Below are 24,647 nucleotides of genomic sequence, written 5' to 3' on the forward strand. Positions count from 1 at the left end.
ATTAACTTGTAAGCGTGTTTGCGTCGAAACTGTTCAGGAAAAGGAACGAGACAGCAAAAGAAAAAGGCCCCCAAACGTCGCCGTGTGGAAGCCCTTCTCATTGGTTTAGCAGCTAGAGAATCGCAAATCCACGAATCACTGTCAAGTGCAATTAGCGTCATTTCGGCGGGTGGATTTCTTTTGCCTTGTGGAAGGTGAAAGAAAATGGAGATTCAATTGGCCTCGACGCCGTTCGGCAGTCGAAGGATGACGCTTGCCTTGTTGGCAAGTCAACAGAACACACGGCAGATTGCGCCTGGAACGGTTGCCGACAAGTGGCAGCTGCATCGCTGGCTGTGTGAAGCAAAGACGCTGTTCGGCCTGAATGACCGCTCTCTGGCAGTCCTTTCGGCGCTCCTGTCATTCTATCCTGAAACGGAACTGAACGAGCAGAGCAGCCTGATCGTGTTTCCGTCCAACAAGCAACTGGCATTGCGCGCCCATGGCATGGCGGATGCGACCCTGCGGCGTCATCTGGCTGCGCTGGTCGATGCCGGTTTCATTCTTCGGCAAGACAGCCCGAATGGAAAGCGCTATGCGCGTCGCGCCAAGGGCGGAGATGTGCAGATTGCTTTCGGCTTTTCGCTGGCGCCGCTTCTGGCCCGTGCCTGTGAACTGGAACGTGCTGCCGAAGAGGTGAGGGCGGAAAAGACTGCATTGCGTGAAATGCGCGAACGGCTGACCTTGCTGCGTCGGGACATCACCAAGCTTGTCGAATTTGCCGCTCAGGCAAAGCTCGCCGGCAACTGGCAGGACATTCATCATCGTTTCCGCCTGATCGTCGACAGCATTCCGCGCCGTGCAAGCTATGCTGAACTGGCAGCTTTGGTCGAATCCTCGCAGGCCATTCGTGCGGAAATCGATAACGCATTGAAAATCCATGAAAATGTTCAAAATTTGCGCGGCAATGAATCTCAAAATGAGCGGCAGCAAATTGAATCGAATCCAGATTCCCATCTTGAAAAGGCAACGCCTGAATTTATCGACCAGCGCATAAATGAAATCACCAGCGCCCCAACGGAACCCACGGTTTCGCTCGACATGGTGCTTCGCTCCTGTCCGGAGATCACGGCCTATACGGTCTCATCCATTCGGCATTGGCAGGATCTGGCCAATACGGCAGAGAAAGTACGTTCCTTCCTCGGCATTGATGGAAAGCTCTACGATCTCGCAAAGAAGGTGCTTGGAACCCATAATGCGTCAATCGTGATTGCCTATATCCTGCAACGCTATGAGCAAATTCAGTCCGCAGGAGGCTATTTGCGCGTTTTGACGGAAAAGGCTGCCAATGGCTCTTTCTCGATCAGACCGATGCTTATGGCTGCGCTGAATGGACAGGATCGTTAACCATAAAGCCTAGTCCGAGAGACAAAACAGAACTGCCTTTTAGGTTTCGTATCGTTCATGAAATTTAACGAGATCAAAGGATCCTAAAAAGGACTGGAACGGCTACCGACTGCCGTTGCGGCTCCCGCAAATTGGTTTCCAACAGTGCTTGACGGCTGATACGCCGAAGAATTTTGGTTCGGGAGAGATGAACTCAATCTTGTGCCTGAAAGCGACGGCGACGCGACCGGCGGCGAGGGCGTAACGTGTTGAGGTCCAGCGCCTGATCGGTCTTGTGACGTGGGGGAGGCGAGAGGAGGCGCATGATGAAAAGGATGCAGCACCCGATGGTGAATATCCAGAATATCTCGTCAGTGAGATCGTTGATCATGGCGCAATCCAGAGCAAACCGCTTGTCCGTTTCCGCGACGCGCGAAACACTATACCGCGATCCATATCGCCTTGCGGAACCTTGGCCAAGTCACGAAGCCGTGCTTTATCGCCGCGCCGGTGATGTTCCTCTGCTGCGGCCCTGTGGATGGCTCAAAGGCGCTGGTCGCGAACTCCACGCCGATCTGCGATAGATTGATGATGCTGCCTTTCAATATCCATTGTCGCGGCCCGGTGCTCGCGGCTGACTTTCGAGATCCGCAAGACATTTTAAGCTGGTCGCTGACACGTCCCGGCTTTGTTTCGGCGCGTTCCGTCGCCTGGCTGGAGGTCCGCAACGACGATCTGACGCTCGATGTCGATCCCGCAGCCCTGTTGCAGGAAAGACTGGCTGAGGCCGGTTATGGCGAAGCGGTGCAGATGATGACCTCGCGCAGCGTGAAGAAGCATCATGTCGCAATGCGGTGCTCCGGCGAAGCGCAAGCTGCCTGTCTTGCCACTGTCGGCCTGTCAAATGCGGGGAGGGTGGGGGAACGCACGCAGATGAATATGCCAGCCGGAACAATCAATCTTCTGGTTCATATAGACAAGGCCCTGTCGGTCGCAGCCCATTTGGAAGCAATGTCGATTGCTGCCGAGGCACGCACCGCTGCCATTATGGAATTAGGGCTCGATATTGGCGGCAGGGCCGCAACGGGTACTGGCACCGATTGCATAGCGGTTTCCGCACCGCAGGGGGAGCCGGGCGCATTATATGCAGGCTTGCACACGGATATAGGTGCCGCCCTCGGTGGTGCTGTTTATGATGCAGTGTCCGAGGGTGGCAGGCTCTGGATGAAAGAGCAGGGCTTTTGATCGATCAGGCTTCTGCGGCAGCGCCTTTCGGCTTCAGGCGCAGGATAAGCGGCACCAGAACAAGCGCGACAATCGGGAAGACCAGCCAGTTGATGGTTTCCCAGCCGGAGGAATGCAGCAGCGACCCGGCGAAGAAGGAAGCGCAAGCCACAGTGCCGAACATGATGAAATCATTGGCGCCTTGAGCCTTGCCGCGTTCAGCCGGTGTGTGGCAGTCCGTCACCATGGCGGTCGCGCCGATGAAACCGAAATTCCAGCCGATGCCGAGAAAGATCAGCGCTCCCCAGAAATGGCCGACATCGAAACCGCCGAGCGCAATGATGGCTGAAAAGGCGATCAGCACCAGCCCGAGCGCGGTTATCTTTTCCTTGCCGAAACGGGTGATGAGCTTTCCGGTGAAGAAGCTGGGGCCAAACATGGCCAGCACATGCCACTGGATGCCAAGGGCCGCATGATCGACGGAATGCCCATGGCCGACCATGGCGATGGGCGCCGCCGTCATCACGAAAGTCATCAGCGCATAGGAACAGACGCCGGCTGCCACGGAAAGCATGAAGCGCGGCGAGCGCAGGATTTCGCCAAGCGGTCGGCCTGTATCATGGACAGTGTTCGGGTCTTTCCGGATTTTCGGGGCGCGCAGCATGAAAAGGACGGGGAGGGCGAGAAGACCCAGAACCGCCTGGCTGAGGAAACTGCCCGCAAACATGGCATCGGGAATGGTGTCGCGTGTCCAGATGACGAGCTGCGGCCCGACAATGGCCGCGACCAGCCCGCCCACCATGACCCATGAAATGGCGCGCGCCTTCATGTCGCCCGTTGCCGCATCGGTGGCGGCAAAGCGATAGCTCTGGACATAGGCGGCATAGAAACCGGCGGTCAGCGTGCCGAGACAGAAAATGAGGAAGGAGGCTGCGAAAATGCCCGCGGCGGCAATCAGGCCCGCCGAAACACCGACAAGCGCGCCCAGCATATAGGCATTGCGGCGTCCGAACTGGCGCATGAAGAAGGCTGCTGGCAAGGTGCCGAGCGCAAGGCCGAGGTTGAACAGGCTGACGGGCAGCGTGACGAAGGCAGGATCGGAGGAAAGTTTCTGGCCCACCAGGCCGCCGAGCGAAATCACGATAGGCGGGCTCGACGCGCCAAGCGCCTGTGCAATCGTCAGGATAATAATATTGCGCCGTGCGGCCGTCATGTCGGTCATCGTCAACCCCTCAAAGGACGAAATCGGGAGGGTTTTATCGGAAAGCGCATTTGCCAGCAAAATTATTCTATCGCCCGATCAGGAATTTTTCGGCATTCCAGGGAATGCAACTGTCGGGATAATGTCGTCCAGCTGTCATGAACTGCTTCTAGTTTGCAGCTTCACCGTTCGATAGGGAGCCAGCAATGTCCGATACTCTTTCCCAGCAAAGTCTGTTCAAGACCAGCCAGTTGGAAGAAGCAGATGCCGATCCGCGCAATCCGTCCGACAACCCCACCATGGGCGAAATCATCAGCCGCCGCTTTTCCCGCCGCGGCTTTCTGCGCGGATCGCTTGCTGTCTCGGCCATTGCGGCAACCGTCAGCCCGCTCGCGCTGATGAGCGCAGGCGATGCGCGCGCCGCGTCCGGTTCGGCCTTTTCGTTCAAGGAAGTCGAGGCTGGCGTGGACGCCCATCACCATGTCGCGGAAGGCTATGATGCCGATGTGCTCCTGCGCTGGGGCGACAGGCTTTTCGCCGATGCGCCGGAATTCGACCCGACGAAACAGTCAGCCGAAGCGCAGGCGCGCCAGTTCGGCTATAATAATGATTATGTCGGCTATATCGCCATCGACGGTTCGCCCGAACACGGGCTTCTGGTCGTCAACCATGAATATACCAATCCGCACCTGATGTTCCCCGGTTTGGTCAAGATCGTCGACGGCAAGGTGGAGCAGGCCCCGCTTTCCAAGGAACAGGTGGATATCGAAATGGCTGCCCATGGCGGCACGATTGTCGAAATCCGCAAGCAGGACGGCAAATGGCAGCCGGTGCTCGATGGCGCGAAAAACCGCCGCATCACCTCCAATACCGAGATGGTGCTGAGCGGCCCGGTCGCGGGACATGACCGCGTCAAGACCAATGCCGATCCGTCCGGCACCAAGGTTTTCGGCACGATCAACAATTGTGCGGGCGGCGTCACCCCGTGGGGCACCTACATCATGGCCGAGGAAAACATCCACGGCTATTTCATCGGTGAACTGCCGGAAGGCCACGCGGAAGCGGCCAATTACAAGCGCATGGGCATTCCCGAAGGCTCGTATGAATGGGGCCGTTTCTATGATCGTTTCGACGTTTCCAAGGAGCCGAACGAGCCGAACCGCTTCGGCTGGATTGTCGAGGTTGATGTGTCCGACCCGAACTCCGTGCCGAAGAAGCGCACCGCGCTTGGCCGTTTCAAGCATGAGGGCGCGGAATCCATCGTCAGCAAGGATGGGCGCGTGGTCTTTTATCTCGGCGACGACGAACGGTTTGATTATGTCTACAAGTTCGTGACGGCGGGCAAGTTCAACCCGGATGACCGCGCCGCCAATATGGACCTGCTGGATGAAGGCACGCTGCACGTGGCGAAGTTCCACGAGGACGGCAAGGTGGAGTGGATGCCGCTGGTGTTCGGTCAAGGTCCGCTCACCGAAGAGAACGGCTTCAAGAGCCAGGCCGATGTGCTGATCGAAACGCGGCGCGCTGGTGATCTTCTCGGCGCCACCAAGATGGACCGTCCGGAAGACGTGCAGCCGAACCCGGTCAATGGCCGCGTCTATGTCATGCTCACCAACAATACCAAGCGCAAGGACGATCAGGTGGATGCCGCCAATCCGCGCGCCAAGAACGCCTTCGGTCATATCATCGAGATCGAGGAAGACGGGCAGGATTTTGCCGCCACCACGGGAAAATGGGAAGTGCTGCTGAAATGCGGCGATCCTTCGGTCGCCGAAGTTGGTGCCAGCTTCTCCACCGATACGACGCGCAATGGCTGGTTCGGCATGCCGGACAATGCCGCCGTCGACAGCGCTGGCCGGCTGTGGGTCGCAACCGATGGCAACAGCAATAAGGATACAGGCCGCACCGACGGGCTTTGGGCCGTCGACACGGAAGGCGATGCGCGCGCGACCTCGAAACTGTTCTACCGCGTGCCGGTGGGGGCGGAAATGTGCGGTCCGCTGTTCGCGCCCGACGATGAGACGGCCTTCGTCGCCGTGCAGCATCCGGGCGACGGCGGCGAGGACTGGGACGGTCATGGCCGTCCGTCCTATTACGAAGACCTGTCCACCCGCTGGCCGGACTTCAAGGACGATATGCCGGTGCGGCCCGCCGTGGTGGCAATCACCAAACAGGGCGGCGGCAAGATCGCTGTGTAGTAACTTTATAAGGCAGTCGGCCCCCGGTGAAAGCCGGGGGCCTTCGTCAAAGCTTCATGGAAGCGTCAAGCCAGCGATACAAAGCCAGCCTAATTGCATCCCTGTATTTCCAATCTAACGGGGACTTATCATGATATCGCGTCTCGTCGCCTCGACCATGCTTGCCGGTGCTGTCGCCTTGGCATTTCCGGCCTCCGCTGAAGAAAAGGCTTTTCCGGCCACGCTCAAGGCCCATGCCATCCTGCCCGCGAACACGATCATCGCTGCGCCGGAGGATGCGGCTGAGCACCTGAAGACCTCGGGCAAGTTCACCACCGCCGACCGCAAACGCACTGATGGCATCGGCACGGTGGAAGGCAAGGACAGCGTGCGCAAGACCGGCCTTTCGGTTCCGTTCGACGGCCAGCCAGTGCAGGGCTTTTCCGGTATCAAGACCATGGAAGACGGCAGCTTCTGGTCGCTGTCCGACAATGGTTTCGGCTCCAAGCTCAATTCGCCGGATGCCATGCTGATGCTGCACAATGTCAAGTTCGACTGGGACAAGGGAACGGTCGAGCGCGTCAAAACCGTGTTCCTCAGCGATCCGGACAAGAAGGCTCCGTTTCCCATCGTCATGGAAGGCGCGGAAAAGCGCTATCTGACGGGCGCGGATTTCGACGTGGAATCTATCCAGCCGGTGGCGGACGGTTTCTGGGTCGGCGAGGAGTTCGGTCCGTTCCTTTTGAAATTCGATACGGACGGCAAGCTGACCGACGTGTTCCCGACTTTCGTTGGCGAGACGGAAGTGGTGTCGCCGGACAATCCAAAGCTTGCTCTGCCCGCCAATCCGAGCCTCAAGCTCCCGGCCTATAATCTGAAGCGTTCCGGCGGCTTCGAGGGGCTTGCCATGTCCAAGGACGGTTCCAAGCTTTATGGTCTTCTGGAAGGCCCGTTGTTTGTCGACGGTGCGCCGGAAAAGACCGAGAGCGGCAAGACCGGCCTGCGCGTCATCGAGTTCAATGTTGCGGACAAGAAGTGGACGGGCCGTTCCTGGCTTTATCCGCTGGCGGAAGGCGGCGAAGCCATCGGCGATTTCAACATGCTGGATGAAACCACGGCGCTGGTCATCGAGCGCGACAACGGCGTCGGCACGGCGGACAAGGCTTGCGCCGATCCGAAGAAGCCGCAGGCCGATTGCTTCGATGTGCCGTCGAAGGTGAAGCGCATTTACAAGATCGCGTTTGACGACAGCAATGACGGCAAGGAAGTGCGCAAGATCGGCTATATCGATCTGCTGGCCATTGCCGACCCGGAAAACAAGCGCCGTCAGGGCGGGCGCGAGGGCATTTACGACATGCCCTTCCTCACCATCGAGAATGTGGACCGGGTGGACGACACGCATATCGTGGTCGGTAACGACAACAATCTGCCGTTCTCGGCAGGCCGCGCGCTCGACAAGGTGGATGACAACGAGTTCGTCCTGCTGGAAGTGGGCGAATTCCTGAAGGCCGAGTAGGCTTTCCCCGATTTTCAACGAAGCCGTATGGCGGCCTGCCCTTGCACGGGCAGGCCGCTAATGCTCTACTTGGTCGTATAGCCGCCATTGACGAGGATGGTCTGTCCGGTCATCCACCAGCCTTCCGAAACCATGAAGCGGATATAGGGAACGATGTCCTCGATATCGGTAAGGCCGGTTCTGGAGAATTGCGAGAGTGCAGCCGCGCTCATGTGATAGGCGACCGCGTCCGCGCTTTCAGCCGGATAGAAGAATGACGTGTCCATCGGGCCGGGGCCGATTGCGGTTACCGATATGCCGCGTTCGCCGAATTCCTTGGAAGCAGCGCGCGTGAAATGCTCGACCGGGGCCTTGGTGCCTGCATAGGCAGCATAGAACGGCGTGTAGGCGCCGAGCAGCGACGTTACCAATGTGCAGATCTTGCCATTGTCGTTCACGTGCTTGCCTGCTTCCTTCAGGAAGAAGAAGGCCGACTTGGAATTGACGGCGCTCATCTCGTCATATTCGGCTTCCGAAACGTTGACGATCGGCTTCTTCAAAACCTTGCCGACAGTGTTGATGGCGATGTCGGGACGCCCGATGGCGGCAATCGCGTCGGCGAAGAGTTTTTCCATCGCACCGGCTGTTGTGAGATCGGCCTGAAAGGAAACCGCTTCCGCGCCAGCAGCCTTCACTGCGGCCACGGTGTCGTCGGCATCCGCCTTGGTCGAGGCGCTGTTGTAATGGATTGCGATGGCCCTTGCCCCGTGTTCGGCAAGATCGCGGGCGATCAATCCGCCGAGATTCTTGGCGCCACCGGCGATGATAACAGTTTTGCCCTTGATGCTGTGGTCTGTCATGGCTTCAACCTTCTTTCCGATGCGTCCGCGTTGCGCGGTCGCTTTCAGGCCGGGAAAGTATCGTCTATAATATTCCTATAAAGACGATCATTCTGACAACACCTGTCAGAAATGACGGACAATGGAGGGTAGAACATCTTGGATCGCATCGACCTCTTTCGTGTCTTTGCCCGTGTGGTCGAATGTTCGAGTTTTACCCGCGCTGCCGATACGCTGGGCGTGCCGCGCTCCTCGGTTTCGGCGGCGGTTCTGGAGCTTGAGGGGCGTCTTGGCGCGCGGCTCCTTCACCGGACCACCAGAAGCGTGTCGACGACGCAGGACGGCGCTGCCTTCTATGAGCGATGCCTGAGCCTGATTGCGGATGTGGAGGAAGCGGAAAACCTGTTCCGCAATACCGCCGCGCCCTCCGGTACGCTGCGGATCGATGTTCCCGGACGCATCGGGCGGCTGATCGTTGCGCCTGCCTTGCCCGCATTTCTGGATGCCTATCCGGAAATCGACATACATCTGGGGGTGACGGATCGCGCCGTCAATCTTGTCGAGGAGAGTATCGATGGCGTTCTGCGCGTCGGGCCATTGACCGATTCCGGGTTGATCGCCCGCTCGCTCGGAGAGCTTCCGCTGGTCAATGTGGCGAGCCCCGCCTATCTGGAGCGGTACGGCATTCCCGAAACGCCTTCCGACCTTGCCGCGCATTGGGCGGTCAATTATGCCTCGCCGTCGAGCGGGCGCGTCGAGCCTTGGGAATGGGTCGAAGGCGGCGTATTGCGATCCATGCCGGTGCGCGGCCGCGTCACCGTCAACAATGCCGAAGCCTATATCGCCTGCTGTCTCGCCGGTCTCGGCCTCATCCAGATTCCCGCCTATGATGTCAAGCATCATCTGGAAGCGGGCGAACTGGTGGAAGTGATGGCCGATATGCGCGCCGAGCCGATGCGGATGACGTTTCTCTATCCCCACCGCCAACATCTTTCCCGCCGTCTTCAGGTCTTTGCCGACTGGCTGGAAGAACTGCTGAAGCGGGAGCTGCATTTCAAGCCGGAGCCGGATTGACGACAAGGCTTTTCTCTCTGTGCATGGTGGCAAGCCTGGCGTGGAAGTTTTATTGCGGCGCAGCTATGGTGCGGCGATCAAGCGATGGAGAAAGTCGTTGAAGATTTTTATTTTCGGCAGTGTGAATGTGGATGTCAGCGCGCGGATGGCCGCGCTGCCGCGTCCGGGACAGACCGTGAATGCATCGGGCTATGGCATCGGCCTCGGCGGCAAGGGCGCCAATCAGGCGGTTGCGGTCGCAAAGCTCGGCGGCGACATTCGCTTCGTCGGCGCTGTCGGTAACGATGCATTCGGCGAACTGGCCGTGAAGCAGATGCAGGAATTTGGCCTCAACACCGAAAGCGTGCGCGTGATCGATGGTGTCGATACGGGCATGGCGATCATTCAGGTCGAGGAAGCGGGGCAGAACACGATTGCGGTGTGCGCCGGGGCCAATGCGCGCTGGTCGGTGGCCGATATCGATGCCTATGCGGCCGATATTGCCAAGGCGAAGATCACGCTGTTGCAGCGCGAGGTTCCCCATGAGGCCAATCTGGCGGTGGCAAGGGCGGCGCGGGCGGCAGGCGGCAGCGTTCTGCTCGATCCGGCTCCGGTCGGCGATGCAAGCCGCATGGCGGACCTGATTGCACTCAGCGACATCATTTCTCCCAACGAGACGGAAGCCGCTGAAATCACCGGCATCGAGCCGACCGATCTGGCTTCCGCGGAAGCCGCAGCCCGGAATCTTCTGGAGCGCGGGCCGAAAACGGTCATCGTCAAGCTTGGGAGCCGTGGTGCATTGCTGGTGACGGCGGACGAGGTGAAGCACTTCGAGCCGTTCAAGGTCGATGTGGTGGATACGGTTGCCGCCGGCGACAGTTTCAATGGCGGTTTCGCGGTTGCCTTCTCGCAAGGCCAGTCCTTGCATGATTGTGTGCGGTATGGTTCGGCGGCGGGTGCGATTGCGGTCACGAGAGTGGGCGCTGGCGCGGCTGCGCCGACCGCTGCGGAAGTGGCAGCGCTTCTGCAAAATAAGGCAAAATGAAGAATAGCGGCAATTTGCGCCGATTTCGCTCGATTTGAGCGAAAAACCGCTCAAAAATACCACCTCAAATATGGCGAAGAAGCCGCGAGAATAAGGCTCTCGCGGCTTTTTTGTGGCTAAATTATGGCTTAGAGCATGATCCCGAGAAGTGGACTTCCGTCTGCGGGGAAATCAGTTCACTGGACTGATTTCTTAACCCCGCTACGATCGGATAAGATCATGCCCAGATAAAATCAAAGCGTTGCCAGACGTTCGGTCAGCAGGCTGAAGAAGCCATCCGCATCCACATCCTTGATGAAGAGCGCGTTCTTCGGGCGGTCGGTCACTTCCCACCAGTCCACGACCGTTTCGCCGATGGTGAGTTCCGAATTGATCTCGATTTCCACATTGCATTCGCGCCCGGAATAAAGTTCCGGCTTGATCAGATAGGCGATGACGTTCGGGTCATGCAGCGGGCCGCCGTCGGTGCCGTACTTGGCTTCGTCATAGCGCTCGAAGAATTCCAGCCATGCCGCAACCACTTCGCCGACATGGGTGCCGATGCCGCGAATGGCGGCGATGCGCTTCTCGGTGGTCAGCACCTTGTGGGTGACGTCGAGCGGCATCATGGTGATCTTGATGCCGGATTTGAACACCACCGATGCGGCGTGCGGATCGACATAAATGTTGAATTCTGCCGATGGCGTGATGTTGCCGCCCTCGAAATAGCCACCGCCCATCAGCACGATTTCCTTGATGCGCCCGGCAATTTTCGGCTCGCGGATCAGCGCGGATGCGATGTTGGTGAGCGGTCCGAGCGGGCAGAGCGTGACGGTGCCCGGCTCTTCCTTCATCAGCGTTTCGATAATGAAATCAACGCCATGCTGTGCCTGCAGCGGCATGGTCGGGGCGGGCAGGTCGTAACCGTCGAGGCCGGTCTTGCCATGGACGTTTTCAGCCGTCACGAGCGGGCGTACCAGAGGGCGGATGGAGCCTGCGAACACCTTGGTTTCAGGCTTTTTCGCCACTTCGCAGATCGTGCGGGCGTTGACTTCGGTGCGCGCCAGCGGGCCGTTGCCTGCCACTGCGGTAATGCCGAGAATGTCGAGTTCCGGGCTTGCCAGGGCCAGAAGAATGGCGACGGCATCGTCCTGACCGGGATCGGTATCGATAATGATTTTACGGGCCATGATGGTTTCCTGATGAGGGGATTTAAACTGCGTTTCGCGCCGCTTCGACCGTCTGGTCGACAAGCGCGTCGAAGGAGATTTTCGCCGGGCGGCGCATATAGGTGACGATGTGGTCGGCCAGAAGCGGCTTCGACCACCGTTCGGCAATGATGCCTGAACCGCGCTGGATGGCGATCATGCTCAGAATCTGCGCGGCATTGCAGTCGACGTCGTGGCCGATGCCGCAGACGATTTCGAGCGTGCGGTCGAAGTCGCCTTCGCCGAACCAGAGCGCGATAACCTGCGCGGCTGCATTCGGATAGACGTGAATCCAGTTATATTCGGCATATTCCGTATCGCATTTCGCCCATGCATCCTGCCAGTTACCGGCAGAGCGGCAGGCATCGAGCGCAAAGGCCAGAACTGCGCCATACTCGGTCTCGACCGGGAAAAGCGCTGCCGTTGAAACCAGCAATTCGCGCGTATCGCTCATCACAAAGGCGCGCGCCGCCATGACGGCGTTGAAGACTTCGCCCAAAATGCCGTTTCCGGCATGGGAGATTTCCGCGTCCATCCATGCGAGGCGGGCAGCTTCGCGGGCGCGGCCCGGCACGACCATGCCGCAGATCGTGCCGCGCATCTGCGCGCCGATCCATTCGTCGAACGGGTTGTCGCAAGTGCCGGTTTCAGGCGGGGTAAGGCCGCGCCGCATGTTGGAAAGCGCGATTGCCTCCGCCGACCAGCCAAGCGGGATCAGCGAGGTCCAGCGCTCGGCAATGTCGGCGCTGGTGACCGCTGAGCCCTTGTCGCCAAAGGCTTCGAGAAAGGCGATCTCGAAGGTGATGTCGTCATTATAGGTGTTGGGCTCGCGCACATAATCGCGGATCGGTCCGAAGACCTCGGCGATGTTTTCCGCCGTATAGCCTTCCAGCGCCGTGCCAGCCGCGGCCCCCACAAGCTGCGCCATCCATGCGGCGGCGGTGCGGTCGCGGAAATCATCGGACTGGATGGCATAGAGCACATCGTCCGGCCATTGAACGGCGGCGTCGAATTCGTCCCATGAGCCGTAGCGCACCGTCTTTTGCGACGGATGGTCGGGGTCGGGTTGTGCCGCGCGCATCAGGACGCGCAGGCGCATGTCGATGCGATAGAGCGTTTCAAAGTCGCCTTTTCCAAGTGCTGCCAGCCCGTCGCGCAGCAGTTCTTCATATGGCGCAAGGACAAAGCCCTTGTTCTCCAGCGATTGCAGCACACCCGCCATCAGGCATTCGGGCGCTGCCGATCCCGGCACATTGCTTTTCCAGAACATGGCCATGAGATCATCCTGCGCCTTCATGACGGCGCTTGCATCCCATGTCTGTTCTTCAGCCGTGCGGATGACAGGCTTTGTGTCGCGCAGCAGGTCGCGGGTCAGTTCCCAGGCTTTCATTTCATTCTCATTTCAGGCTCATTTCAGGCCCATTTCAGGAGTTTTTCAGTTGCTTGGCGCGCCGCTGGCGCCGCGCCGCGTGGATCGTCAGCACGACGACCGGGACGAGATAGGGGATCATCTGCATCAGCTCGAAGGGCAGGCCAAGGCTTTGCAGCGTGATGGCGAAACCTTCCGCCGCCGCCAGAACCAGGCTCGCCACGAGCGTTCCCCATGCGGTGCCCTGTCCCATGACTTCCGCCGCAATGGCGATGAAGCCGCGACCGGCGGTCATGTTCTGGGCAAACCAGGTGACATAGCCGAGCGACAGATAGGCCCCCGCCGCGCCGCCGAAGAGACCGGACAGGACAAGCGCCATCATCTGCACCCGGCCTGTCTGGATGCCTGCGGCGCGTGCCGATTTCGGATCGACGCCGGTGGCGCGCAGATGCAGGCCGAAGCGCGTGCGCATCATCAGGAGGCTGACCGCCGGGACGGCGAGAAGGGCCGCGAAAGTCAGCACATGGATATTGCCGATGAAAGGCACGGCAAGGCTTGGCAGCGCGCCGCTCTTGAGCGCGCCCGACATGCCCTTGTCGCCTGTTGCCAGATAAAGCCCGAGCGTGGTTGCTGCTGCTGCCGCGATGTTGAGCGCTATGCCGGTCATGATGAGGTCGGTGCCAAGCCGGTTGACCGAAAGCGACATGAGCAAGCCCAGAAGCGCGCCGACGACAAGTGCGGCCAAAAGGCCGATGGCCGGGCTTCCCGTCGCGGCACTGGCCAGAACGGCGATGAGGGCCGCGACCAGCATCATGCCTTCCATGCCGATATTGAGCACGCCCGCGCGGTCGGAAATCATCACGCCGAGTGCTGCCAGCAGCAATGGCGTTGCCACGCGCAGGATCGTGCCGATGAAATGCGGGTCGAAAATCTGTGCGAGAACGGTGCTCATGCCTGTACTCCCGGCTGCACTGCGGCTTGTTCGCCATCGCGATTGCGAAGGTTGCGGATCAGCCGCAAGACGGTCGGATGATTGTGAATGACGCTTGCCGTCGCGCCCACCATGATGGCTGCCGTCACCAGCCCCACCACTTCGGTCGGGATGTTCATGTTGCGGGCCAGAAGATCGCCGCCCACCTGCACGAAACCGAGGAAAAGCGCGGATGGAATAAGCAGGAACGGGTTTTCGCGCGCCAGAATGGCGACGACGAGGCCGGTCCAGCCATAACCGGGCAGATCGAGCCAGGCAAAGCGGGCATGAAGGCCCAGAACTTCCAGCGCCCCCGCCATGCCTGCCACCAGCCCGCCGACAATCTGCGCGCGCATGATGATGCCCTTCAGCGGCAGGCCAAGATGATTGGCAAAGCCGGGGCTTGAGCCTGCGATACGGATATTGAGACCGGAGCGCGTCCAGTAAAGCCAGATGCCGCCAGCGATGCAGGCGAGGATTGCGATGATCGAACCGCTGTTGAGGCGTGTACCGGCCAGAAGGCGATCGAGCTTGGCATCTGGCGGAATCTTGAGCGACATCATCCCGCCAGCCGCCGGATCGCGGATGACATAGTTGAGGACGAAGAGGCCCAAAAACAGGAAGGCATAGTTGAGGACGAGCGAGGTCACCATTTCCGATGCGCCGAAGCGAAGCCGCAGCGCTGCCGGAATGGTGCAGGCGAAACTGCCTGCCACCGCGCCGCAAAGGATCGCCACCGGCAGCGAGAACCAGCCGAGCGAAGGAAGCAGAACGGCACCCGCCACCGCGCCGAGCGCGCCGAGGAAGAAGCCGCTTTCCGCGCCCAGATTGAACAGGCCGGAGCGGAACATGACAGTGATCGCAAGGCCGGTCAGCATGATGGGCGTTGCCGCCTCCACCACATTGCCCATATGGCGAATGCTGCCGAACGGTCCGAGGAAGAAGGTTTTGAGAACGCTTGCCGGGTTGTCCTGCATCAGCGCCAGCGGCACCAGCAGCACCGCCATGATGACGCCGATCACCAGCACGGTCAGGAAGAATGGAACGAGATAGGAAATCAGCCTGCGCATTATATACGTGTCCCCAGCATATACGGTCCGAGGACGGCTGGTGTTATGTCTGGTCCGTTTTCCAGAACAGCGACGATGCGTCCATTGAAGAAAACGACGATACGATCGCTCAAACGCAGCAATTCGTCGAGATCGGCGCTGATAAGCAGCACGGCGCAGCCGCCTTGCGCCACTTCGTCGATGCGCCGATGCAGGAAGGCCGCCGCCGAAACGTCGATGCCGCGGGTCGGCTGGTCGGCGATCAGGAATTTCGGATTGGTGGCAAGCTCGCGCGCGGCGATGAGCTTTTGCGCATTGCCGCCGGAAAGGGAATCGAGCCTTTCGGTAATCGCGCCCGCGCGCACCGAATATTGCCTTATCATGCCGCTGACGCGCGCCTTGATGGCGTTCCAGCGCAGGAAAGGCCCCCGGAATATCTGCCTGTCGGCGGTAATCGATCCGGCTCCGGCTATGGCGTTTTCGGCCAGGGACAGGCCGGGTGCGCCGCCTTGCGAAAAGCGGTCGGCAGGCAGATGCGCAAGCCCTTGCCTGCGCCAGCTTGCAGTGTCGGCGCGCAGCATGTCCACGCCGTTAAGGCTGATCGTGCCGCTGGCCGCTTCCGCAAGGCCGGAAAGCACGGATACGAGGCCGCGCTGGCCGCTGCCATCGACACCGGCAACGCCGACGATTTCGCCCGCGCCAACGGTCAGGTCCACATCCTTGATGCGGTCTGCCGGATCGGCGGCTTTCGTCGTGACGCCCTTCATGTCGAGAACGGTTTTCATCGCGCCGTGCTTGTGGGCGCGTTGGGGAATGTCGACCGCATGGCCCATCACCATCTGCATGATGGCGTCGTCCGGCACGTCGGCAAGCTTTTCCGTGCCTGCGACGGCACCGGCGCGCAATACGGTCACGCTTTCGGCCAGCTCGCGCACTTCGTTCAGCTTGTGGGAAATGAAGAGGATGGTAATGCCTTCGTCGCGCAGCGATTTCAGCTTGCGCATCAGTTCCTCGATCTCCGGCGGCGAGAGAACGGCGGTCGGCTCATCGAGGATGAGAAGCCGCGTGCGGCGCGCCAGCGCTTTCAGGATTTCGACCTTCTGCTGGGCGGCGACGGAAAGCGCGCCCGTGATCGCGTCCGGGTCGGCGTGCAGGTCGTATTGCTGCATCAGCGCCTCGACCATTTTGCGCGCGCCAACGCGGTCGATCAGCCCGGCCTTCACCGGTTCATGGCCGAGAATGATGTTTTCCGTAACCGTCAGGGTTGGCACGAGCGAGAAATGCTGGTGCACCATGCCGATGCCTTGTGCGGCGGCGTCTTCGGGTGACCATGCGGCGATATGCTTGCCATCGACGACGATTTCGCCTGCCGTGGCATTTTCGATGCCGAACAGGATTTTCATGAGCGTGGATTTGCCAGCGCCGTTCTCGCCGCAAATGGCGTGGATGGAACCGGCGCGGATCGAAAACGACACGTCGCGAAGCGCCTCAGTGCCGTTCGGATAAACCTTGCTCACATCGCGAAAGGCGACGATTGGGCGGAAGGCGACGATTGCATCGCCGCCTTCAATATTTTCAGCTGGATTTTCCACGATCAGGGACGAACCTTGTTGCGGATCGCGTTGAGATCCTCGGTGCTCATGCCGAACGCGGTCGGAACCGTGATCTTGCCCTCGGAAATCTCGTCGGAAGCCTTCTTGATGGCGTCCTTCATTTCCTGTGTAGCCATGGAAGCCATGTTGCCGTCCTGCACAATACCGACAGCGCCTTCCTTGAGGCCAAGCGCTTCGGCCTTGCCGAACGGCAGGTCGCCTGCCTTGAAGCGCTCATAGGCTTGCAGGAGGCTGACATCGACATTCTTCAGAACGGAGCTGACAACCTGCTTGGCAATGGCCGGGTCGCTGTCCTTGAAGATCGCTTCCTGATCGGAATCGACGCCCAGCACATATTTGCCGGTTTCCTTGGCGGCGGAAAGCTGGCCGAGGCCGGTCTGCGAGGCGACGACGAAGCCGAGCGCGACATCGGAGCGATACTGCGCGAGGCCCAGTTCCTTGCCCTTGGCGGCATCCATGAAGGAGCCGGCATAGGAAATGGCGATCTTGGCGTCGGGCAGGACAGCCTGCGCACCGGCGATATAGCCGACGAGGAAGTCGTTGATGACGGGAATGTCCATGCCGCCGAGGAAGCCGAGGTTCTTGCCAGTATCGCCGAGCTTGCCGTCCTTCAGCAGCGAAGCCGCCAGCATGCCGCCCAGATAAGAGCCTTCGTTCTGCTTGTACTGGATGGAATAGACATTGTCGTAGCCGCCTTCTTCATAAGGCACGCTTGCATCATAGAGGATGTATTTCTTGTCGGGATATTGCTGGGCGACCGCGCCGATGGTTTCTGCCATCTGGTAGGTACCGCCGATGATCAGGTCCCAGTCCTGTTCGGACGCATCGAGGAACACCGGTTCCCATTTGGTCGGATCGTCGCCGATTTCGAGAATCTTGGTCTCGACGTCGTCGCCATATTTGTCCTTGATCATCTTCATGCCCTTGGCGGCGCTGTCGAAGAACGACTTGTCGCCGAGCGCGCCATTGATGATGAGCAGGACCTTGTCCTGTGCCTGAGCCGTGGTGGCGAATGTGCCCATCGCCGTCGAGGCGGCAAGAGCAAAGGCAAGGCGGATTATTCCCCGTCTGGTGGATTTGATCACAACAGAACTCCAATATTGTAGCGTTATGGAGATGGATTTTCTGCTTTGGATAATTTGCCCTCCGCCCACAGAACCTCCACACCTGAGGAGCGATCAAACGCTGACGGCGGTTGCGAGTCAATTGCCAAACTTTTTGCCCGTTGTGGACAAAACCGGTCTGTTGCGCACAATGCTCATAAAGCTTCCATTTATTTCAACAAAGCCTGATTGGGGTGGCGGAGTGTCGGGTCGAACGGGTTGAGGCGCTGCGAGATGATTGCGGCTTCCTTGCGCAGAAGTTCCGTCACCGTCTGCTGGCGCTTTTCGGTGAGGCGCGCGGCAAGCGTGCCGATGCTGAGCGCGGCCACGGCCTCGCCATCACGATTGAGGATGGGGACGCCGAGACCCGCCATGCCGTCAATCATGTTGAAGTTGAAGGTCGCAGCGCCCGATTCGCGCACTTCCGCAATCATGATGCGCAGGTCAACCTCGTCCACTGAGGATTTGTCGAGAATGCGGGGCATGTTGAAGCGGATGATCGCCTCGCGCTCTTCTTCCGGCAGGAAGGCGAGGATGGCAAGGCTGCCCTGACCGATGCCGAGCGGCACCTTGCCGCCAATATCGCCGGTAAAGGAGCGGATCGGAAACGGCCCCTCCACGCGGTCGAGGCAGACCGCATCGAAATTGCTGCGCACGAGCAGGAATACCGTGTCGTTGAACGTGGTCGAAAGGCGCAGCAGCGACGGGCGGGCAATGCTCAATATGCCGTCGCGCTGGCGCGCCTGCGCCGCCATCGCAAAAAACTCCAGCGACAGGCGATAAGCCTTCTTGTCGGGAAGCTGCTCGACGAGGTTTTCGGCAATCAAGGTCTTCAGCAGGCGATGCGCCGATGGCTGGCTGAGTTCGAGGTCGCGCGCCAGATCGATCAGCCGCACGCCGTCATCCGTGCTGGCGGCGAGACCCTTCAAAATATGGATTGCCTTCACCAGACTTGAGTTAAGCGCGGCGCCGGATTTCGGATTCTCAGATATATCATCCATAAAATTGCTTTCAAATTCTGCATTTTGAAAGAAATATATAATTTCTTCCGGATTTAAAAATTATAATTTGCATTCCGGCGGATTTTTCCGCCATCTAAAACCGTCGCCAATGGGAAGGTCCGGCAAGGCATTGGAGAAGTGCCCGCAAGCGGATCGGCGGTTTTACTTGTAATCAAGGGGAACGCTGCGGCTGCGTAAGCGGCCGGACGGTCATGCGTTCAAACGACAAGTCGGACCGGCGCTTCAAGCGCGGTCAGCCGCTCCCGCCAGCCAGCCCGACGAAGAGGCGACGTGAAACAACATCACGGCGCTTCCGCTCCCCCGCATCATTCCGCGGAAGTCAAGCCGAGAGGGAGACGCAATGAGCTTTTTGACCCTGTCCGGAATTTCGCGCCACTATGGCAAGTTCGCGGCTGTCGACAATTTCAACCTGGCGATAGAAAAGGGCGAGTTCATTTCGCTTCTCGGCCCTTCCGGCTGCGGCAAGACCACGACCTTGCAGATGATCGCCGGTCTGGTGACGCCGACGGCGGGCACGATCACGCTCGACGGGCGCGAGATCACGCGCCTTGCGCCCGCCAAGCGCGAGCTTGGCGTCGTCTTCCAGAGCTATGCGCTGTTTCCGCATATGACGGTGGCGCAGAATGTGAGCTTCGGCCTTGAAATGCGCAATGTGCCGAAAGCGGAGCGCGAAAAGCGCGTGCGCGACGTGCTGGAACTGGTGCATCTGGGCGCGCTTGCCGACCGTTATCCGCGTGAAATGTCGGGCGGTCAGCGCCAGCGCGTGGCGATTGCGCGCGCGCTGGTCATCAATCCGCCGGTGCTGCTGCTCGACGAGCCGTTGTCCAATCTCGATGCGCAATTGCGCGAGGAAATGCAGTTTGAGCTGCGCCGCATCCAGCGCACAGTCGGCATCACCACCATCATGGTCACGCATGACCAGGCCGAAGCGCTGTCGATCAGCGACCGCATCGTGGTCATGGAAAAGGGCGTCATCACGCAGGTCGATGCGCCCTACAAGCTCTATGAGCACCCGCATAACCACTTCATTTCCAATTTCGTCGGCAAGTCGAACTTCCTCAAGGCGCGCGCCGAGGGCGACATGATCGCACTGGCCGAAACCGCGATCCGCTTTCCGGCCAACGGCAAAAAGGTCTCGGGCGAGCTTTCCGTCTTCATCCGCCCGGAAAAGGTGCAGCTCGTGGCAGCGGGCGAGGGGCATATCGCCGGTGAAGTGACGACGCGCTATTTCATGGGCGCGCAGTGGCTGCTCGGCGTGACGACGCCTGCCGGCCAGCTTTCGGTGGCGCTTCCCAATCTCGGCAACCCGCCGCCGGCGGAAGGCACATCGGTCGGCCTCAGCTGGAACCACGAGGATTGCCGCATCCTCACCGCAGGGGTGAATTGAGCATGTCGGCCGTCACCTCACAGGATATAACGCCCACGCCAAAGCAAAGGCGCGATCTGACGCCGCTCTTTCTGGTCGGGCCGTCGACGCTTCTGTTCTTCGCGCTGGTGCTGCTGCCGCTCGGCCTTACCGTGCTGCTGTCCTTCAACAGCTACAGCTATGACAAGGGCATCGAGAACGTCTACACGCTTGCCAATTATGTGCAGGTCCTGAAAGACCCCTATTACCTTTCGATCTTCTGGCGCACGCTCAAGCTCGCGCTCATCACCACCGTCATCACGGTGCTGATCGGCGTGCCGGAAGCCTATATTCTCTCCAATATGCGCAAGCCATGGCGCTCGATCTTCCTGCTGGTCATCATCGGGCCGCTTCTGGTTTCGGTCGTGGTGCGCACCTTCGGCTGGAGCATGCTGCTCGGCCGCAACGGCCTCGTGAACAGCGCTCTCGACATGGTGGGCCTGCCGACGACGCAAATTCTCTACAGCGAAACGGCCATCGTCATCGGTCTGGTGCATATCATGCTGCCATTCATGGTGATCCCGGTCTGGACCGTGCTGCAAAAGCTCGATCCGTCGGTGGAAGCCGCAGCGCTGACGCTTGGCGCATCGCGCCTGACGGCATTGCGCCGCGTGGTGTTTCCGCAGGCGGTGCTTGGCATCCTGTCGGGCAGCCTCATCGTGTTTGCGCTTTCGGCCAGCTCGTTTGCCATTCCGGGCCTGCTTGGCGGGCGCCGTCTCAAGATGGCGGCAACCGTCGTCTATGACGAGTTCCTGATCGAGCTGAACTGGCCGCTGGGCGCTGCCATCGCCATCATCGTTCTGGTCGCCAATCTCGTGATCATGATTGCCTATAACCGTCTGCTCGAAGGGCAGGCCAAGAAGAAGCTGGGATAAGCCATGGTCAAGAACGGTCCCTTTGCCCTTTTCTTCCACACGCTGATCGTCATCTTCATGCTGGCGCCGATGGTTGTGGTGTGCCTTGTGGCCTTCACGCCGGAAAACACGCTGACCATGCCGTGGAGCGGCCCGAATGCGGGGCTGTCGCTGCGCTGGTTCGAGGCCGTGTTCGCGCATAATGATTTCATGGCGTCGTTCTATAACAGCGTGCAGCTCGCATTCTTCTCGGCAACGATTTCCACGCTTCTGGCCGTGCCCTCGGGACTGGCGATTGCGCAGTATAATTTCCGTGGCCGCGATGCGCTGAACGCGCTTTTCCTGTCGCCGCTCATCATCCCGCATCTGGTGCTGGGCGTGGCCTTCCTGCGCCTGTTCTCGCTGATGGGCTTTACCGGCTCCTTCGTCTGGCTGGTCGCGGCGCATTCGATTGTCGTGACGCCCTATGCGCTGCGCCTGATCCTCGCTTCGCTCGGCAGCATGGACCGCAATGCGGAAAATGCGGCGCGCACCCTGGGCGCTGGTGAATGGACCGTGTTCCGCCGCATCACGCTGCCGCTGTTGCTGCCGGGTCTGTCGGGCGGGTGGCTGCTTGCCTTCATCAATTCCTTCGATGAACTCACCATGTCGATCTTCGTTACATCGCCATCCACGGTCACGCTGCCGGTGCGCATGTATATGTATGCAAGCGAATCCATCGACCCGATGATGGCGGCGGTTTCGGCCCTGATGATCCTCGTTGCGACCGTAACCATGATTATCATCGATCGCATGTTCGGTCTCGACCGGCTGCTGGTGGGCAAGGGCTGAGCAGGCAGATCATGACCATCCCGGTTTCTTCTTCGGCGGCTCAGTTCCGCAGGCGGTATCGGCTGGCTGAACAGCCGCTCGGCTTCTCGCTCGACGGCGTGCGCTTCGAGGGACGCCGCGGCGATACCGTGCTGACTGCCATTCTCTCCGTGCAGGGCAAGCTGCGTCATACCGAGTTCACGGGCGAGCCGCGCGCGGGCTTCTGCCTGATCGGTGCGTGTCAGGATTGTCATGTCATGACCGCTGAGGGCCACAAGCTTCGCGCCTGCACCGCGCTTCTGGAAGAGGGCATGGCCTTTGTGACGGAGCCTGCGAAATGAGTGCGGTGCTTGATCCGGTTATCGTTGGTGCTGGTCCGGCAGGCGTTCGCGCCGCCGAAACACTGGTCAAGGCGGGTCTCAGGCCCATCGTGCTTGACGAAGGTTTTCGTTCCGGCGGGCAAATCTATCGCCGTCCACCGCTCGATGACGGGCGCAGCTATCGCAGCCGTTACGGGTCGGAGGCGCACAAGGCCGAGGCGCTGCACAAGAGCTTCGACGCCTTGCGCGGCGCAATCGACTATCGCCCGCAAACGCTGGTGTGGAACATTTCGCGTGGGGAAACCAACCGGCTCGACCTTTTGACCGATGGCGTTCACGGCCAGTTGCCCTACAGCCATCTCATTCTGGCGACGGGCGCGACCGACCGGGTTCTGCCGTTCAAGGGCTGGACCAAGCCCGGCGTCTACACCCTCGGCGCATCGCAGACGGCGCTGAAAGCACAAGGCTGCACGGTTGGCGAGCGGGTGGTGTTCATGGGTTCCGGTCCGCTGCTTTATCTGGTGGCCTGGCAGTATCATCATGCAGGCGCCAAGGTTGTGGCGGTGCTGGACACGGCGCCTTTCGCATCCAAATTTCATCTGGCGCATCTGGCGCTCTATGCCCCGCGCATTGTGGCGCTCGGCGCTTGGTACGGCCTGCGTCTGAAGCTTGGCGGCGTGCCGATCCATTATAATGTGCGTCCCGACGAAGTTCTGGGCGAGAGCCATGTCGACGGCATTCGCTTTCGCACCGGCAATCGTGTACGCGAGGTTGACTGCGATGCGCTGGCTTATGGGTTTGCCTTGCGTCCTGAAACCCAGCTTGCCGATCTCGCCGGTTGCGATTTCCGCTTTGAAGAGCGCGACCGCGCCTGGCTTCCCGCTGCCGACAGGCTTGGTCGCACCAGCCGCATCGGTGTCTATGTGGCGGGCGACGGCGCAGGCATTGCCGGTGCTGACGCCGCTGAAATTCGCGGATCATTGGCCGCGATTGCCTTGCTGCGCGACAGGGGCCTGCCGTTTGACGAGGGCGCAGAACGCGGCCTTCTCGCAAGGCTCGATCATATCTATCGCGAGCGCCTGATCGTCGAAAAAGCCTTCCCGTTCCCGCGTGACTGGTTCGACACGATTGCTGGCGACGTCACGCTGTGCCGCTGCGAGGAAATCGCGCTCGGCGACGCGCAGGCGGTCATTGGAGATGGCGACGCGCGCGAGATCAACCGGCTGAAGGCGCTGACCCGCGTCGGCATGGGGCGCTGTCAGGGCCGCATGTGCACGGCGGCAGCGGCGGAACTTCTGGCCGCGATGCAGGACAAGACGCCCGCCGAAACAGGCCGCATCCGCGCTCAGGCTCCGGTCAAGCCGATCCCGCTTGGTTTCGGCGCTCCGGCGAGGGAGGACGTTTCGTCATGACAAGGCGTCTTCAGGTCGATGCGGTCATTATCGGCGGCGGGATCGTCGGCGGTTCGGCAGCGCTTTTCATGCGCCGGGCCGGATTGTCGGTCATCCTGCTCGACAAGGGCTTTTGCGGTGCGCAGGCCAGCGGCGTCAATTATGGCGGCGTGCGCAGGCAGGGCCGTGCGCCGGAACAGCTGCCGCTTGCCCAGCGTTCGCACGCATTGTGGGCGCGGCTGCCGGAATTGATCGGCATCGATGGCGAATATATCCGCAGCGGCCATCTGAAGCTTGCCCGCACCGAAGAGCATTTCGCCAGGCTTGAAGCCTATGCGGCCACGGTCAGGCCGCTCGGCCTCGATGTGGAGTTGATCGGCGGCAATGCAATCCGCGAGCGTTTTCCATGGCTTCCGGGTGATGTGGCGGGCGCTTCGCTCTGCGCGGAAGACGGCCATGCCAATCCGCGTCTGGTTGCCCCTGCCTTTGCCCGTGCGGCACTGGCTGCTGGCGCGACGGTGCTGGAAAACACGCCGGTCATCGAAGCGCGGGAGACCGGCGACGGCTTTGCCATTCTGGCCGGTGACGGTGTCGAAATCCGCTCGCGTCTGCTGTTCAATTGCGCCGGTGCCTGGTCGGACCGGTTCGCGGCCTCGTTCGGTGAGCCGGTGCCGCTTCAGCGCATCTATCCCTCGATGGTCGTTACCGAGCCGATGCCGTTCCGCCTGCCGATGAGCCTTGGCGAGGAAGGCGGCGGCTTCTATGGGCGTCAGGTCACGCGCGGCAATTACGTCATGGGCGGCGGGCGCGGCACGCCGCTCGAAAACCCGGACTTCTCGCGGCCTTCGGTCAATGCCGCTTCCTCGGTGATGCTGCGCGCCATCGAACTGTTCCCGCATCTGAAAAATGCCCAGGTTATCCGCTTCTGGTCGGGCACTGAATCGGAAATGCCGGACGACAATCCGGTTATCGGGCCAAGCAGCCGGGTCAACAATCTCTTTCACGCCTTCGGCTTTTGCGGCGCCGGTTTCCAGACCGGCCCGGCTGTGGGCGCCATTCTTTGCGATCTCGCCGTGAGGGGCGAGACGGAAACGCCGATCGACGCCTTCCGCATCGACCGGTTCGATATGAACTCAAACCACAAAGGGGAGTAGC

22 protein-coding genes are annotated in these 24,647 nt (G+C 60.3%); 12 read left to right on the top strand and 10 right to left on the bottom strand.

What is annotated here, in order from left to right; translation table 11 throughout:
* The first annotated feature begins 204 nt into the window (after positions 1–204).
* Positions 205–1,386 (top strand): plasmid replication protein RepC, encoded by a 1,182-nt coding sequence (repC, locus tag F9K78_RS07935; RefSeq protein ID WP_121986719.1) that lies wholly within the window; start codon positions 205–207, stop codon positions 1,384–1,386.
* Positions 1,387–1,579: 193 nt separating this feature from the next.
* On the opposite strand, the gene F9K78_RS21860 is transcribed toward repC, so the two are convergent.
* Positions 1,580–1,756 carry a hypothetical protein gene (locus tag F9K78_RS21860; protein WP_162929825.1) on the bottom strand — a complete coding sequence of 59 codons (177 nt, stop codon included), beginning with the start codon at positions 1,754–1,756 and terminating at the stop codon, positions 1,580–1,582.
* Positions 1,757–1,899: 143 nt separating this feature from the next.
* Between F9K78_RS21860 and F9K78_RS07940 the strand changes: the two genes are divergently transcribed.
* Positions 1,900–2,610 (top strand): adenosylcobinamide amidohydrolase, encoded by a 711-nt coding sequence (locus tag F9K78_RS07940; RefSeq protein WP_235925393.1) that lies wholly within the window; start codon positions 1,900–1,902, stop codon positions 2,608–2,610.
* Positions 2,611–2,614: 4 nt separating this feature from the next.
* On the opposite strand, the gene F9K78_RS07945 is transcribed toward F9K78_RS07940, so the two are convergent.
* Positions 2,615–3,811, bottom strand: coding sequence for an MFS transporter (locus tag F9K78_RS07945; RefSeq protein WP_121986755.1), 1,197 nt, complete (start codon positions 3,809–3,811; stop codon positions 2,615–2,617).
* A 185-nt stretch (positions 3,812–3,996) separates the two neighbouring features.
* Here F9K78_RS07945 and F9K78_RS07950 point away from each other — a divergent pair, with 185 nt between their 5' ends.
* Both F9K78_RS07950 and F9K78_RS07955 read left to right on the top strand, forming a co-directional pair.
* On the top strand, positions 3,997–5,988 hold the full coding sequence (locus tag F9K78_RS07950) for a PhoX family protein (RefSeq protein WP_121986717.1): 1,992 nt from the start codon (positions 3,997–3,999) through the stop codon (positions 5,986–5,988).
* A gap of 130 nt (positions 5,989–6,118) precedes the next feature.
* Entirely contained in the window at positions 6,119–7,483 is a 1,365-nt protein-coding gene (locus F9K78_RS07955; RefSeq protein WP_162929824.1) for an esterase-like activity of phytase family protein, read from the top strand.
* Between the two features lie 65 nt (positions 7,484–7,548).
* On the opposite strand, the gene F9K78_RS07960 is transcribed toward F9K78_RS07955, so the two are convergent.
* The gene (locus F9K78_RS07960) at positions 7,549–8,322 is read right to left on the bottom strand and encodes an SDR family oxidoreductase (RefSeq protein WP_121986716.1); all 774 of its coding nucleotides are present in this window, start codon (positions 8,320–8,322) and stop codon (positions 7,549–7,551) included.
* Between the two features lie 138 nt (positions 8,323–8,460).
* Between F9K78_RS07960 and F9K78_RS07965 the strand changes: the two genes are divergently transcribed.
* Together F9K78_RS07965 and rbsK are read left to right on the top strand one after the other, a co-directional pair.
* The gene (locus tag F9K78_RS07965; RefSeq protein WP_121986715.1) at positions 8,461–9,375 is read left to right on the top strand and encodes a LysR family transcriptional regulator; all 915 of its coding nucleotides are present in this window, start codon (positions 8,461–8,463) and stop codon (positions 9,373–9,375) included.
* Between the two features lie 145 nt (positions 9,376–9,520).
* Entirely contained in the window at positions 9,521–10,399 is an 879-nt protein-coding gene (gene rbsK / locus F9K78_RS07970) for a ribokinase (RefSeq protein WP_235925401.1), read from the top strand.
* A 233-nt stretch (positions 10,400–10,632) separates the two neighbouring features.
* Here rbsK and F9K78_RS07975 read toward each other — a convergent pair whose 3' ends face one another.
* The 7 genes from F9K78_RS07975 to F9K78_RS08005 form a co-directional block, all read right to left on the bottom strand.
* On the bottom strand, positions 10,633–11,568 hold the full coding sequence (locus F9K78_RS07975) for a nucleoside hydrolase (protein WP_121986713.1): 936 nt from the start codon (positions 11,566–11,568) through the stop codon (positions 10,633–10,635).
* Positions 11,569–11,590: 22 nt separating this feature from the next.
* Complete coding sequence (locus tag F9K78_RS07980) at positions 11,591–12,976, bottom strand: ADP-ribosylglycohydrolase family protein (RefSeq protein ID WP_121986712.1); 1,386 nt, start codon at positions 12,974–12,976, stop codon at positions 11,591–11,593.
* A gap of 34 nt (positions 12,977–13,010) precedes the next feature.
* A complete protein-coding gene (locus F9K78_RS07985) occupies positions 13,011–13,907 on the bottom strand; it encodes an ABC transporter permease (protein WP_121980867.1) in 897 nt (298 codons plus the stop codon).
* Complete coding sequence (locus tag F9K78_RS07990; RefSeq protein ID WP_121986711.1) at positions 13,904–14,995, bottom strand: ABC transporter permease; 1,092 nt, start codon at positions 14,993–14,995, stop codon at positions 13,904–13,906. Before F9K78_RS07990 ends, F9K78_RS07985 begins: the two co-directional genes overlap by 4 nt.
* Complete coding sequence (locus F9K78_RS07995; RefSeq protein WP_121986710.1) at positions 14,995–16,566, bottom strand: ABC transporter ATP-binding protein; 1,572 nt, start codon at positions 16,564–16,566, stop codon at positions 14,995–14,997. The genes F9K78_RS07990 and F9K78_RS07995 overlap by 1 nt, the downstream gene beginning before the upstream one ends.
* A gap of 2 nt (positions 16,567–16,568) precedes the next feature.
* On the bottom strand, positions 16,569–17,672 hold the full coding sequence (locus F9K78_RS08000; protein WP_121986709.1) for a BMP family ABC transporter substrate-binding protein: 1,104 nt from the start codon (positions 17,670–17,672) through the stop codon (positions 16,569–16,571).
* Positions 17,673–17,860: 188 nt separating this feature from the next.
* Complete coding sequence (locus tag F9K78_RS08005; RefSeq protein WP_121986708.1) at positions 17,861–18,691, bottom strand: IclR family transcriptional regulator; 831 nt, start codon at positions 18,689–18,691, stop codon at positions 17,861–17,863.
* 361 nt (positions 18,692–19,052) lie between these two features.
* Between F9K78_RS08005 and F9K78_RS08010 the strand changes: the two genes are divergently transcribed.
* Genes F9K78_RS08010 through F9K78_RS08035 form a run of 6 tightly spaced genes read left to right on the top strand, consistent with a single transcriptional unit; the run spans position 19,053 to position 24,646 of the window.
* On the top strand, positions 19,053–20,099 hold the full coding sequence (locus F9K78_RS08010) for an ABC transporter ATP-binding protein (RefSeq protein ID WP_121986707.1): 1,047 nt from the start codon (positions 19,053–19,055) through the stop codon (positions 20,097–20,099).
* Positions 20,100–20,101: 2 nt separating this feature from the next.
* The gene (locus tag F9K78_RS08015; RefSeq protein ID WP_121980873.1) at positions 20,102–20,992 is read left to right on the top strand and encodes an ABC transporter permease; all 891 of its coding nucleotides are present in this window, start codon (positions 20,102–20,104) and stop codon (positions 20,990–20,992) included.
* Between the two features lie 3 nt (positions 20,993–20,995).
* Positions 20,996–21,802 carry an ABC transporter permease gene (locus tag F9K78_RS08020; RefSeq protein WP_112584873.1) on the top strand — a complete coding sequence of 269 codons (807 nt, stop codon included), beginning with the start codon at positions 20,996–20,998 and terminating at the stop codon, positions 21,800–21,802.
* Between the two features lie 11 nt (positions 21,803–21,813).
* Complete coding sequence (locus F9K78_RS08025; protein ID WP_121986706.1) at positions 21,814–22,122, top strand: (2Fe-2S)-binding protein; 309 nt, start codon at positions 21,814–21,816, stop codon at positions 22,120–22,122.
* Complete coding sequence (locus F9K78_RS08030; RefSeq protein ID WP_121986705.1) at positions 22,119–23,513, top strand: FAD/NAD(P)-dependent oxidoreductase; 1,395 nt, start codon at positions 22,119–22,121, stop codon at positions 23,511–23,513. The genes F9K78_RS08025 and F9K78_RS08030 overlap by 4 nt, the downstream gene beginning before the upstream one ends.
* Complete coding sequence (locus tag F9K78_RS08035) at positions 23,510–24,646, top strand: NAD(P)/FAD-dependent oxidoreductase (protein ID WP_121986704.1); 1,137 nt, start codon at positions 23,510–23,512, stop codon at positions 24,644–24,646. Before F9K78_RS08030 ends, F9K78_RS08035 begins: the two co-directional genes overlap by 4 nt.
* The last annotated feature ends 1 nt before the right edge of the window (position 24,647 follow it).

This window comes from Brucella pseudintermedia (assembly GCF_008932435.1).
In the GTDB taxonomy this organism is placed as follows: Bacteria; Pseudomonadota; Alphaproteobacteria; order Rhizobiales; family Rhizobiaceae; genus Brucella; species Brucella pseudintermedia.